At 65.4% G+C, this 12,509-nt stretch carries 12 protein-coding genes and 1 pseudogene; 7 read left to right on the forward strand and 6 right to left on the reverse strand.

What is annotated here, in order from left to right; genetic code table 11:
• Positions 1-129: 129 nt before the first annotated feature.
• Genes D9601_RS19350 through D9601_RS19365 form a run of 4 tightly spaced genes read left to right on the forward strand, consistent with a single transcriptional unit; the run spans position 130 to position 4,860 of the window.
• Positions 130-1,611: a TolC family protein gene (locus tag D9601_RS19350; protein ID WP_198355646.1), complete on the forward strand. Its 1,482-nt coding sequence runs from the start codon at positions 130-132 to the stop codon at positions 1,609-1,611.
• Complete coding sequence (locus D9601_RS19355) at positions 1,608-2,618, forward strand: HlyD family secretion protein (RefSeq protein WP_198355647.1); 1,011 nt, start codon at positions 1,608-1,610, stop codon at positions 2,616-2,618. The genes D9601_RS19350 and D9601_RS19355 overlap by 4 nt, the downstream gene beginning before the upstream one ends.
• Entirely contained in the window at positions 2,615-3,736 is a 1,122-nt protein-coding gene (locus tag D9601_RS19360) for an ABC transporter permease (protein WP_198355648.1), read from the forward strand. The genes D9601_RS19355 and D9601_RS19360 overlap by 4 nt, the downstream gene beginning before the upstream one ends.
• Positions 3,733-4,860, forward strand: coding sequence for an ABC transporter permease (locus tag D9601_RS19365; RefSeq protein WP_198355649.1), 1,128 nt, complete (start codon positions 3,733-3,735; stop codon positions 4,858-4,860). Before D9601_RS19360 ends, D9601_RS19365 begins: the two co-directional genes overlap by 4 nt.
• 238 nt (positions 4,861-5,098) lie before the next feature.
• Here D9601_RS19365 and D9601_RS19370 read toward each other — a convergent pair whose 3' ends face one another.
• On the reverse strand, positions 5,099-5,296 hold the full coding sequence (locus D9601_RS19370) for a hypothetical protein (RefSeq protein ID WP_198355650.1): 198 nt from the start codon (positions 5,294-5,296) through the stop codon (positions 5,099-5,101).
• 32 nt (positions 5,297-5,328) lie between these two features.
• Between D9601_RS19370 and D9601_RS19375 the strand changes: the two genes are divergently transcribed.
• Positions 5,329-5,559 carry an EAL domain-containing protein gene (locus D9601_RS19375; protein WP_269769700.1) on the forward strand — a complete coding sequence of 77 codons (231 nt, stop codon included), beginning with the start codon at positions 5,329-5,331 and terminating at the stop codon, positions 5,557-5,559.
• 120 nt (positions 5,560-5,679) lie between these two features.
• On the opposite strand, the gene D9601_RS19380 is transcribed toward D9601_RS19375, so the two are convergent.
• Both D9601_RS19380 and D9601_RS19385 read right to left on the reverse strand, forming a co-directional pair.
• The gene (locus D9601_RS19380; protein WP_116732693.1) at positions 5,680-6,855 is read right to left on the reverse strand and encodes a zinc-dependent alcohol dehydrogenase; all 1,176 of its coding nucleotides are present in this window, start codon (positions 6,853-6,855) and stop codon (positions 5,680-5,682) included.
• A 99-nt stretch (positions 6,856-6,954) separates the two neighbouring features.
• Positions 6,955-7,254: a diguanylate cyclase gene (locus D9601_RS19385; RefSeq protein ID WP_232474428.1), complete on the reverse strand. Its 300-nt coding sequence runs from the start codon at positions 7,252-7,254 to the stop codon at positions 6,955-6,957.
• Positions 7,255-7,528: 274 nt separating this feature from the next.
• Here D9601_RS19385 and D9601_RS19390 point away from each other — a divergent pair, with 274 nt between their 5' ends.
• A complete protein-coding gene (locus D9601_RS19390; RefSeq protein ID WP_232474429.1) occupies positions 7,529-9,697 on the forward strand; it encodes a catalase in 2,169 nt (722 codons plus the stop codon).
• A gap of 95 nt (positions 9,698-9,792) precedes the next feature.
• Here the strand turns inward: D9601_RS19390 and D9601_RS19395 are convergent, their stop codons facing one another.
• From D9601_RS19395 to D9601_RS19405, 3 genes are read right to left on the reverse strand one after another with little or no spacing between them, the layout of a single operon-like run.
• Positions 9,793-10,389 carry a class I SAM-dependent methyltransferase gene (locus D9601_RS19395; protein ID WP_198355651.1) on the reverse strand — a complete coding sequence of 199 codons (597 nt, stop codon included), beginning with the start codon at positions 10,387-10,389 and terminating at the stop codon, positions 9,793-9,795.
• Complete coding sequence (locus D9601_RS19400) at positions 10,386-11,039, reverse strand: PIG-L deacetylase family protein (RefSeq protein WP_198355652.1); 654 nt, start codon at positions 11,037-11,039, stop codon at positions 10,386-10,388. Before D9601_RS19400 ends, D9601_RS19395 begins: the two co-directional genes overlap by 4 nt.
• On the reverse strand, positions 11,036-12,055 hold the full coding sequence (locus D9601_RS19405) for an acyl-CoA dehydrogenase (protein ID WP_232474430.1): 1,020 nt from the start codon (positions 12,053-12,055) through the stop codon (positions 11,036-11,038). Before D9601_RS19405 ends, D9601_RS19400 begins: the two co-directional genes overlap by 4 nt.
• On the opposite strand from D9601_RS19405, the pseudogene D9601_RS19410 reads away from it, so the two are divergent.
• Positions 12,003-12,116 (forward strand): annotated as a pseudogene (locus D9601_RS19410) (transposase domain-containing protein); the annotation flags it as partial. The gene D9601_RS19405 and the pseudogene D9601_RS19410 sit on opposite strands and share 53 nt — an antisense overlap.
• Between the last annotated feature and the right edge of the window lie 393 nt (positions 12,117-12,509).

The raw sequence follows: 12,509 nt of genomic DNA on the forward strand, positions 1-12,509 counted from the left end.
TGTTACCTGTTCTGTCTACCGATCCTGACATTCAGCCTCTAGCAGGCCGACGATCGCATCGAAAGTTGTCGGCCACGTTTGGTGTCGACGTGGATGGCTGATCGTCGCCAACTGCGCCGCGGATTATGGATGGCGATTTCCGCCATCTGCATTCTCGCGCCTTATGGCCCGGCTTGCGGGCAGGAGCCGAGCGGCGATCAAACGTTGCCGCTCGATTTTGCTGCCGCTTCCGCGCGGTTCGACGGTCGATCCTCGGCTCTGAGCGGTGCCGATCATGCAACGCGGGCAGCGCGCGAGACGGAGGCGGCCGTTCGGGCCCTGCACCGCCCGATAGTTACCGCGTCGGCACAGCTCCTCGAATATCAGAAAACCCTGTCGCTCGACCTCACCGGCCCGAAACAGGACGCGCTCGGTGACACCCAACAATACCTTTCCGACCTCCCCTCGACGCTGCCGCTTGGCTTTCAGGACATCGCCGCTGCGATCACCGGCAGGTTGTCGCGAGCCTTGCCGCAACTGTTCTCGGCCATCCCCGACAGTCTCTCCTATCGCTACCGGGACACGGCCGTACACCCGACCGTGCAGGCGGTTCTGCCGATCTACACGGGAGGTGCGATCCCCGCGGTGCAGCGCGCCGCGTCGGCAGGCGTGTCGCTCGCCGAAGCGAGGTCGGATCAGATCCGTGATGCAGCGCACATCAACCTCATCCGGGTGTATTTCGGCCAATTGGCGGCGCGTGCCCTGGAAGCGTCAGCGCGCCAGTCCCGTGACGCGCTTGCAAGCCTTTATAGCGACGCGCGCAAGTTCGAGGCCGAGGGTGTGATCGCGCATGCGCGGACGCTCGAAGCCCAGGTTGCGCGAGACACGGCGGAGCGCGCGCTCGACCGCGCGGTGTTGGCGCATCAGACCGCACGCGAAGAACTGGCTGACACACTCGACGTCAACGCGGTGCAGCCCACCACCCCTCTGTTCGTGCGCTCCCAACCGCTGGCGCCTGTCTCGGCCTTTCTCGGCCATGAAGATCGCCTTCCCTCGTCGCGCGAGGCCGATGCGGCCGGCGAAGTGGCCGCATCGGGTGTCGACCTCGCGCGGGCGCGATACAGGCCGCAGGTCTTCGCCTTCGGAGAGTACAACCTCAACCGCAGCGACGCGCTGCCCACTGAACCTGACTGGGTGGTCGGGATTGGAGCACGCATCACGCTGCTGTCCAACGTCGATCGTGGGCACACGCTGGCGGCGGCACGTGCCAATCAGGCGGCAGCGACAGATGCCGCCCGGGAGGCGCGCAAGACGGCAACGAACGTCACGCGTCGCGCCTGGGACCTGGCGGAAAGCGCACGACGCTCGTTCCTGCTGCTCGACAGCTCGATAGCAGCGGCTAGCGAGAACCTGCGGGTGCAGCGGGTAGCGTTCGCGGAAGGTGAAGCCACCATGACGGTGGTGCTCGGTGCAGAGGCAGCGCTTTCGACCGCCCGCACCCAGCGGATCGCAGCCGCGTATGAATATGATCTCGCGCTCGCCGGTCTGCTTGCCTCGGCAGGCGAGCTCGACCGCTTCTCCGACTATCTGAGACAAGCTGATATCCACGTCATGCCGGAGCAAACCCGATGAGCGAGCCGGCTGTGCAACCGGAACATTCGCGCCGGCGTAAGCGCATCCTTCTGTACATGGGCCTGGCGCTCGTCTCCGTGCTTCTGGCGGTCGGCTTATGGCTCGCGGCGCAACCCGCGGCCCCGCCACTTCAGGGCGAGGTCGATGCGGCTTCGGTCAATGTTGCGACCAAGGCGCTCGCACGGCTGGAAACGGTTCGCGTCCGCGAAGGCGACCGGGTGCGCGCCGGCGCGGTGCTCGCAACGCTGTCCAGCCCTGAAATCGCGAATGGACAACAGCAGGCGCAGGCGGCGCTGGACAGCGCGCGGGCGGCGCAGACGCTTGCCGATGAAGGCGTGCGACCCGAGGATCTGACCTCCCTCAAGGCAACGTGGCAGGCAGCCCAGGCAGCAGCCGATCTCGCCGCCAAGACCAGCATGCGCGCGGACCATCTCTACGCCGAGGGCGTCATCGCCGCGCAGCGGCGCGATGAGGCGCATGCCGCGCGTCAAAGCAGCGCGAGCACGGCCAAGGCGGCGAAAGCACAATATCTGAAGGCCGCGGCCGGTGTTCGTCCGGCGGCCCGGGAAGTCGCGGCCGCGCAGGTCCGCATCGCCGCTGCCGGTGCGGCAACGGCCGACGCACTCGGACAGGAAACCCGGCTCGTCTCGCCGATCGCTGGCGAGGTCGCGCGCCGTCTTGTCGAGCCGGGCGAGCTGGTCAGTCCGGTACTGCCAGCCTTTCAGGTCATCGATGTCGATCACCCGTATGTCACGATCAACCTCCCGGAAAGCCAGTACAACGGCATAGCAGTCGGACGGCGGTTGACGGGCCGCGTTCCCGCGCTCGATCGCTCGGTTGCCTTCCGTGTCCAGCACATCGCCCCGCAAGGAGAGTTCGCGACGTTCAGGGCCGATCGCCAGTCGCGCGGCTACGACGTGCGCGCGTTTGAGGTGAAGCTCGAACCCGTGCAGCCGGTGCCAGCCTTACGGCCGGGGATGAGCGTCCTGTTCGACTGGCCGCAATGAGCCTGTCCGCCGGCTTGCGCGTCGAGATCGGCCGACTGGCGCGCTCCCGCCTCGATCTGGCGCTGCTCACGCTGCTCCCGGCGGTTCTGCTCGCGTCGATGGCAGCGATGATCTTTCCAGGTTCGCTTCATGTTCTCAAGGTCGTCGTCGTGGACCGCGATGGTGGCGCGCTCGCGCGCGCGATCGTGCGCACGATCGAAGCCTCCCCAAGGCTCAAGCTGACCGGGGTGACGCCACAGATCGGCGTCGCCCTTTCGGCGATTCGCCGCGAGGACGCGCAAGCGGTCCTGGTGATCCCGTCGCGCGTCGGCGCGGCTGGCGACACACAACAGCCGATCGAGATCCTCTACCAAGCCCAGTTCCTTGCTGCGGGCTCGCTTGCCTCGACCGACCTGGAACTGGCGACGGCCGCGGCGCTCGGCATGAATGCCACAAGCGCAACGCATCTTGCCGGGCTCGACCAGGTGCCGCGTCTGGCGCCTGGTATCCACGTGCGCCTGCTCGGCAACCCGACGCTCAGTCTGGAATGGTATCTGGGACTGCTGCTCGGCCCCGGCGTGCTTCACCTGCTGATCGCCGTCACCGCAATCGGCTCGGCCGGCCTCTTGTTGGACAGCAAGTCGTTCGAGACCTTCGCAGGCAGGACGGCCGCGCCGGCTATGTGGATCACTGGCCGTATGATCCCGCACGTCGCCGCAGGCACTTTGTGGGGAACTGCCTGGTTCCTCTGGCTGACCCTCGCACGTGGGTATCGGCTCGAGGGTAGCTTGTGGGTGGTCCTCTTAGGCCTGTTCCTGCTGTTCGTGGCGACGATTGCCATCGGCCTGTTCCTGTTGGCCGTTACGCGGGAGACAGCGACGGCGCTTTCGGGTGCGGTCATCATCGCCGGATCGGCGCTGGCCTATTCGGGCGCATCACTTCCGATTAACGGCGCGCCCTGGGTCGCGCAGGCCTGGAATGCGGTTCTGCCGCTTACCCACTATCTGCGCCTGCAGATGGACGAAGCGATGGGAGCGGCGCTCCGCCCCGCGGTCGTAGAGGCGGGATGGCTGTTGGTTTATCCGCTTGGCCCAGGCCTGCTCGCCCTGTTCCTGATGACACGTCAGCGGCGCCGATGACGACCCGTCTGCTCCGCGCTTTCGAAGCCACATGGTTCGAGGTCCTGCAAGCGCGCGAGCTCGTGTCGCTGGCGGTCATCTCGGTGCTATTCTACGCCTTCTACTACCCTGCACCCTATTCGCAGCAGCAGGCGCTGGCCCTGCCGATGGTCGTCGTCGACCGCGACCGAACACCGCTCTCCCGAGCCGTGATCCGGCATCTGGGGGAGACGCCCACCGTTCGGATCGTCGCGCTGGTGCCCGACATGATGGCGGCGCGTGAAGAAGTGCGCCAACGACGTGCTGACGGCATTCTCTACCTGTCGAAAGGTCTCGGCGGAGCGGCACTGAAGGGGCGGCCCGGGGCGGGGGCGGCCTTGATCGTCAACGGGGCATACTTCGTGCGTGCCGAAGGGATCGCCCGCGCGCTGGGTGACGTCGTGAGGGAGCAGGCGCTTGAAGTGACTGGGGCCCTCACCGCTCGTCACAGTGGGTCCGGCGCGACAATCGTCATGCAGCCGCTGTTCAACACCACCGGCGGTTATCGCGACTACGTGTTCCCGGCGATCGCCAACATCATACTTCAGCAAACGCTGCTTTTCGCGTCGGCGCGGTTGATCGCTGAACGACGTCGGCGTGATGATTGGCAGCGCGACCGGGCAACCGCACTCGGCACCTGGATCGCGATGACGCTGATCGGCATCTTTGCCGGTCTGTTCGTGTTCGGGTTCGCGTTCTGGGTGCAGGACGTGCCACGCACCGGCAATGTGCCCGGCCTGCTGCTCGCCCTTCCTGTGTTCGCGGCCACGGTAGCCGCTCTCGGACTGGTCGCAGGAAGCCTGTTCCGCAGCGGCGACGACGCGTTGAAGCTCCTGATGCCGACCTCGGTGCCGCTCGTCTTCCTGGCCGGGTTCGCATGGCCGCTCGATGAGATGCCGGGCTGGCTGGCGACGATCGCTTGGTTCTCACCGGCCACGGCCGCCATGCACCTGTTCATACGCTTCAACCAGATGGGTGCTTCGATCGCTGAAGCCGCCACCCCGCTGTTGGTTCTGATCGGGTTGATGATCGGGTACGGGGCGATCTGGTGCTTCGGTCGATCGCATGCCGGATGCGAGGATCCGACCAGCGATGCGGCAAGCTGATCGGTTGTATGTTGCTACGCAGCCGATGAGTTCGGATACCGCCCCGCCACGAAACACAGGTGACGGAGCGGTACCAATTGCCGAAATACGCCGGCATCCCCTTTTCACAGACGACCTTGGCAGCGTGCAAGTGCCTCAAGGGTGTCTTACCACCACCTTCGAGAGAGAAGGTGTTGATCGGATGAGGTGTAAGCGGCCAAACTTGAAAAGCCAAGCTTCAGGCCCTTCGCGCCGCCCCTCACGACAGCTTCAACATGCAAATCAGCATCAGGCTGATTCCGCCCAAGCAGAGGAGCGACAGCACCACCGCCAGCGTGACCCGTCCGCCAGCCTTGGCGACGGTGCGGATATCGACCCCGAGCCCTAGCGCCGCCATGGACACCACGGTCAGGAACGTCGCGGTATGTCCAATCGGCCCGATCGCGATGGTGGGCACCAGCCCGATCGATCAGTCGTTCGTTTCGCGATCTGGCCGATGACGAGCGTGGACAGGCGCTTGTCCAGTCGATGATCACGCTGTCGCACGATCTCGGCTACCGGGTCGTTGCCGAGGGCGTCGAGACCGCCGCAGCCGCGGCGATCCTGGCCGACTTGGAATGTGAGGAGGCGCAGGGTTACTATTTTGCCCGTCCGATGGAGGAAGAAGCGCTGCGGCTATGGCTCGTTGCCTCTCCGCAAGAAACATCCGTTGCAGCCTGACTGACACCTAGATCTGCCAACATACTTGGTGCAAGCTGATCGACACCGCCGCTGAACATAATCCACAGCGGCGGTGGCGATCGGCATCGATAAGCGTCCTGTTCCCGGTTGTTCCGCCAATCAGCCGTGCGGCCGCATGACAACCTTGATTACACCTTCTTCCTTGTCGCGGAATTTAGCGTACATTTCTGGCGCGTCTTCAAGACTGGCCGGATGCGTGATCACGAAGCTGGGATCGATCGCGCCCGCGACGATCTTATCCAGTAGCGGCTTGGTGTAACGTTGCACGTGGGTCTGCCCAAGCTTGATCGTCAGCCCCTTGTTCATCGCTGCACCGATCGGAAGCTTGTCACCCATCCCGACGTAGACGCCGGGCACGGAGACCGTGCCGCCCTTGCGGCAGCTCATGATCGCCTGCCGCAGGACGTGGACGCGATCAGTGGCGAGCATCATGCTTGCCTTCACCTTGTCCATGACCGCGTCCGCCGCCCCGTGCGCGGCCGCCTCGCAGCCGACAGCATCGATGCAGCTGTCGGGGCCCCGGCCCTTGGTTCGCGCCTGCAGCTCGTCATAGACATCGGTTTCGGCGAAGTTAATCGTCTCAGCGCCACCGGCCTCCGCCATGGCGAGTCGCTCGGGCACCTCGTCGATCGCGATCACGCGGCCGGCGCCCATCATCAGCGCGGAGCGGATGGCGAACTGGCCGACCGGACCGCAGCCCCAGATCGCGACGGTGTCGCCATGCTCGATCTGCGCATTCTCGGCGGCCATGTAGCCGGTCGGGAAGATATCCGATAGGAAGAGGGCCTGCTCATCGGTTACGTTGTCGGGAATCTTGATCGGACCGACATCCGCCATCGGCACCCGGAGATACTCCGCCTGGCCGCCGCAGTAGCCGCCCAGCATGTGGCTGAAGCCGAACAGCCCGGCGGGCGAATGGCCCATCGCCTTGGCGGCCATCTCGGCGTTCGGATTGGTCCGATCGCAGGCCGCAAACAGACCCTTCTTGCAGAACCAGCAATCGCCGCAGCTGATCGTGAACGGCACCACCACCCGGTCCCCGATCTTGAGGTTGGTGACCTCGGACCCGAGCGCCACGACCTCGCCCATGTTCTCGTGGCCGAGGATGTCGCCGGCCTCCATGGTGGGCTGGTAGCCATCCAGCAGGTGAAGGTCCGACCCGCAGATCGCGCAGGCGGTTACTTTGATGATCGCATCGCGCGGGTGCTTGATCTCGGGATCCGCGACGGTGTCGACGCGGACATCGCCTTTACCGTGCCAGCATAGTGCGCGCATGTCGTTTCCTCATCTGAGTGCATGTCCCTGTCGTCAGGGCCATTTCTATGACGCTCAACGCCTTGAGCCGCGGCACGGGTCCCCGTCCGTTTAAATCGTTCACATCAACGAGCGGCCGTAAAACGGCCGTACGGCCAGCGGGTCGAACGCGGACGGCATGCCCGGCTTTAAAGCCAGACAGATGATGAAGTGGGTCGCCCAAGCCGTGCAGCCGGCCGACACGATGCTGACAGGACCCCAGGGGCGGCGAGTCTTACGTCCGGAGCGTACGGCATGGGCGGCCAGGGCGAACGACGCATAGATTCCGCAGAGGCAAACCAGGCCGGCGAGCAGCACCAACCACGGATCATGGTCGTGCCGGACGCGGTCGAAAACCTGTACGACCTGGGAGTACATCATGCTCGGCTAACGGCAAGGCTTCAAGACATCCCCAACCGGTTCATATCGGCTTTCCCTGGCTGTGATCCAGGACCGAGGAAGCCGCAGTCGGGTTCTGCGCAGCCATGAACACTTACGTTGCCGAGCCCGCGCCTGTCGTCCGAACCGGCTACCATGCTCGACTGACATAACTTGATTTCGCTCCTCCGGGTTGGTTCCCAGTCGCTACAAAGATTTATGCCTCGCACCGCCGTGGCGCTGGTGGCATTAAGGGCGTGATCGGAGGATTACGTCCATGGCACGCAAGAGCATCAAAAGCGACGCGGTGAAACTCAAGGGCGAGACGGCCAAGAAGGCACCGCCGCTGCCGGCGGGTGCCGACCAGCCGACGAATTATGCCGAGCAGCAGGGCCATGGCGGCGAAACCCGCCAGACGACTTCGGACGCGGCACTTACCATGACCACGCAGCAGGGCATCCCGATCGCGGACGCCCAGAACAGTCTGAAGGCGGGTCTGCGGGGCCCCACGCTGCTCGAGGACTTCATCCTCCGCGAAAAGATCTTCCATTTCGATCACGAGCGCATCCCGGAGCGCGTCGTCCACGCACGCGGCTATGGCGCGCACGGCGTGTTCGAACTGACCGACAGTCTGGCCGACTACACCCGCGCCGACGTGCTGAGCACGGTCGGGCAGCAGACGGAGGTGTTCGTCCGCTTCTCAACGGTAGCGGGCAACAAGGGCTCGCGCGATCTGGCGCGCGACGTGCGCGGCTTCGCCGTCAAGATGTACACGAAGCAGGGCAACTGGGACATCGTCGGCAACAACATCCCGGTGTTCTTCATCCAGGATGCCATCAAGTTCCCCGATCTGGTCCATGCGGCCAAGCAGGAGCCCGACCGGGCGTTCCCCCAGGCGCAAACCGCACACGACAATTTCTGGGATTTCGCCAGCCTCACCCCGGAAGCCTGGCACATGATCATGTGGATCATGTCCGATCGCACGATCCCCCGCTCCTTCCGGACGATGGAGGGCTTCGGCGTCCATAGCTTCCGCCTGGTGAACGCGGAAGGCAGGTCGACCTTCGTCAAGTTCCACTGGAAGCCGCGCCAGGGGCTCCAGTCGGTGCTGTGGAACGAGGCGGTCAAGATCAGCGGCGCCGATCCCGACTATCATCGCCGCGATCTTTGGGAGGCGATCGAGTGCGGTGACTTCCCGCAATGGGATCTCGGCGTCCAGCTGTTCGATCAGGAAACCGCCGACAAGCTTCCCTTCGGCCATCTCGACTCGACCAAGCTGATCCCCGAGGAGGACGTGCCGGTCCGCATCGTCGGTACGCTCACGCTCAATCGCAACGTCGACAACTTCTTCGCCGAAACCGAGCAGGTCGCTTATTGCACGCAGAACATCGTGCCGGGCATCGACTTCAGTGACGACCCGCTGCTGCACGGCCGCAACTTCTCCTATCTCGATACCCAGCTGAAGCGGCTCGGCAGCCCGAACTTCACCCACCTGCCGATCAATGCCCCGCGCTGTCCGGTGATGAACTTCCAGCAGGACGGCCACATGGCGATGCGCAATCCGAAGGGGCGCGTGAACTATGAGCCGAACAGCTGGGGCGCGGAAGGCGGTCCTCGCGAGAACCCGGAGATCGGCTTCACCAGCTTCCCCGCTGAGGTTCAGGGGACCAAACAGCGGATTCGGTCCGAAACCTTTGCCGATCATTACAGCCAGGCGCGGCAGTTCTATCTCAGCCAGCAGCCGATCGAGCAGAAGCACATCGGCGACGCGCTGGTGTTCGAGCTGTCGAAGGTAGATCGTGTCGACATCCGGGCCCGGGCGGTCAGCCACCTGCGCAACATCGACGAGAATCTCGCCGCTACCGTTGCGAACGGGCTCGGCCTCGACCTGCCGGACGCCGCCAAGGCGGCCAAGCCGACGCTAGACCTGCCGACATCGTCGGCGCTCTCGATCGTCGCCAACGGCCCGGCGAATTTCGCCGGGCGAAAGATGGGCCTGCTGCTGACCGATGGGTCGAGCGCCGAGCTGTTCAATGCGCTGACCAAGGCGCTGGAAGCCGAAGGCGCGGTCTGGGAGGTGGTCGCGCCGAAGATCGGCGGGGTCACGCTCGACGACGGCACCAAGGTCGCGGCCAAGCAGAAGATCGACGGCGGACCTTCGGTCCTGTTCGATGCCGTCGCGGTGCTCCCGTCCGAGGAAGGGGCTGCGCTGCTCGCCAAGGATGCGGCCTCCAAGGACTTCGTGGCGGACGCGTTCGGCCACTGCAAGTTCATCGGCTACACCGATGCGGCCGCCACGTTGTTCGACGCCGCCCGGGTGCCGGAGCTTGACAATGGCTTCGTAGCCCTAAGCAAGAGCAAGGACGTCAAGGCGTTCGTCACGACCTGTCGTGACCTCAGGTTCTGGGCTCGGGAAATGAAGGTCGATCTCGACGCGGCGGCCTGACGACCCTGGCGGGAGCGGCAGGTGGACGTCCTGCCGCTCCACTTACCCGCGAACTTCATATCGCCCGGACGCGGTACGCGCTGCCTCGCTCGCGTTCAACGGGATCGGGGCACATCGTCGGGGCGAGCCGCGGTGACGACCCAGCGGCGGGTGCGGCGCACGGTGCGAACCGTCCAACGACGCCCGGTCTCTGCGAGGAACCGGGCGTGGATCCCTGCCGAGTGCTGGGCGAAGTCGTAGAAGTCGATCCTGTGGTGCGCGAGCACGATGGTGCCGCCTGGCGTCAGGCGGGCGGCCATCTCACGCGCAACCCGGGCCATGTCTCGCGCTGAGAGGTAATACAGTACCTCGGCGATCACGATCACGTCATAGACGGCACGTGGCGGTCGACCGGGGAGCACGAGCAGCGATGCGCACGCGCGAGGCCAGGCAGCGACGGCACGTGCCGTCAGGTCGACCCCCTCCCTCGTGCCCTCGGTCGCATCGAGGCGCAACGCCTTCCTCGCGATCGCGGCACTGTTGGAGCCGTTGCCGCTGGCCAGCTCCAGCACCCGTCCGACCGGTCGGTCACCTATTGCGCGCAGGATCGCGGTACGCTTCACCGCCTCGTCACGGGCGGTGAAGGTGCGCCAGGGATCGTCGTCGCCGGCAAACTTGGCGGCGAACCCCGCAAGATCGATCGGGCTCGTCACCTCGAACCCGGCCGGTAGCGCTCGACCGGACGAGCAAAGGCCGCAAGCTCGTGTCTCGCGATCGTGAAACCTGCTGGATCATCGGAAACGGCGCCGAGCTGCGTCCGGTAGACGTGGATCAGCGACCGCTTAACCGGAACTCCTCCGGGCACAGCGATGCGCCATGCCGGTCCGGACCTGTCCGGGCGAGGCGGCCACACGCGGTAGGTCAGCCGACCGGCGCCACCCGGGCATCGGGCGACGGCCGCTGCTACGGCGCGGTGATCGGGATGGTCGTCATCGCAGGCCGGTCCGACGATGAGATCGAGATCCCGGCATCGTGCGACCTGGCGGCGCAGCGCGCGATAACAGCGTCCCGGGATCGAGGGCAACTGGCCATCGGGCAAATTGAGGAACGAGACGTCGCCAGCAACGATGCCGAGACGACGTAGCGCATGAAGGCTCTCACGCTGGCGCGCCGCGACCAGTCGCGCTCTCGGCCATTGTCGGCTGCCCCGGTGAGACGCGGCACCATCGGTCACGACCGCAACCCGGACCCGAGCTCCATGGCGGCGAAGCCGCGCAATGAGGCCTGCCGCGCCGATGACCTCGTCATCCGGGTGCGGGGCGATCACCAGCGCGACACGTACGTTTCGCAGCGGGATCCTCACAGAATGGGGTCGAGGATGTGCTCGGCGACAGCCTGGCCGACGCGAAAGCGATGCGCGTCGGGCGCAGGCTGGCGCAGGTACACCATGAGATCGGCGATCTTTGCCGCCAGCGGATGCGACAGGAACAATCCCGGCAGCCCCACCGCCTCCTGCGCGATCGTGAGGGCGCGCTCGGCAGAGCCGGCGATCGATAGCCGCGCAGCGGACACCCGGGCGAGGCGTTCCGCATCCGTCCCGCTGAACCAGGCGCCCGCCGTGTCGCGGATGCTCGCCGCTGCACCCTGGGCAAGCAGGAACAGGTCGGCGAGGCGCGATGCCTGGAACGGATCGGAAGCGCGCTCGTGGGTGGTCAGGTGGTCACGCACTGCATCGAGCAGGCCGGCGATGCCGCCGGCATGAACCGCGGCGAAGCGCAGCGCGCCTCCGCTGAAGAACGGCTCCCGCGCATAGCTGCCGGACTCGCCGATACGGCTGTCTTCACCGATCACAGAGCCGGACCAGCGCACCAGATGTGTCTCCGAGCGCTGCATGCCGATCGTCTGCCACCACTCCCGATCGATGGCAGGCGGATCGGCCTCGAGGTCGAGCAGGAGCAGCTGCGGTCCGCGTTCGCTATTCGCGGTTACCAGCGCGTGAGTCAGTATCCCCGCCCCCGATGCATAGCCCTTGCCGCCGGTCAGCCGTCCGCCGGTAAGCACCAGCGGCTCACCCGGCAGGCCCGCATTCCAAACACCCAACGTCGCTCCCGCAGCGATGCGCGCCCGCAACGCAGCGACTTGGGACGACGTGCCGTATCGAAACACGATCTGCACCGCATCGACATGCCCCTCAAGCAGGCGCCCGATGGGGAGATCCCGGCGTCCCGCAGCGTAAAGAGGGCGGAGCAGGTCCAGATATGCCTTGGGCGTCGTCGGATCGCCGGCGGGATCGGTCGCCCACCCCGCCGCGACGATCCCATGACGCAGGCTCAACGGCGTCGACCCCGAGGCCTGGCTGGCCGACACCATCAGACGCATCGCAGACCATCCGGCCCGCCGGGTCGCTGAACTGCTGCCGTGGAACTACCGGCCCGCTTGATGTGACGCCGTCACCGGACGCTTACGGCTTAGATAGAGGCAGACCAGGTGTGGCAGACTGCGTCGATCGGGACGGTAATCTCCACGAGGCATCAGCTAGAGCATGGGAACGGCACCTATTCGATGAACGAACCGAGCCTGCATCGAACACAGTTGCGTCCGTAACGCCATCATCCATCGCCACGGGCTCCAGACATTTTTCGAGTAATGAGTACACCTCTCTAGAGGCGTGACTCGCTTAACCATCGCCAGCTGCTGGAGCTCACGGCAACATTCCGCCTGCCGAAGCGGTAGATGGATATCACGCTACCCCAGACAATATTGACCTGCTCCCCCTTTTCAGGCCGCTGATAACTTAGCTTCGGTGTCCATATGCCCCTGGCGGGGGCGGTTC

The sequence above is a fragment of the Sphingomonas sp. MA1305 genome (assembly GCF_016107325.1).
Classification (GTDB): domain Bacteria; phylum Pseudomonadota; class Alphaproteobacteria; order Sphingomonadales; family Sphingomonadaceae; genus Sphingomonas.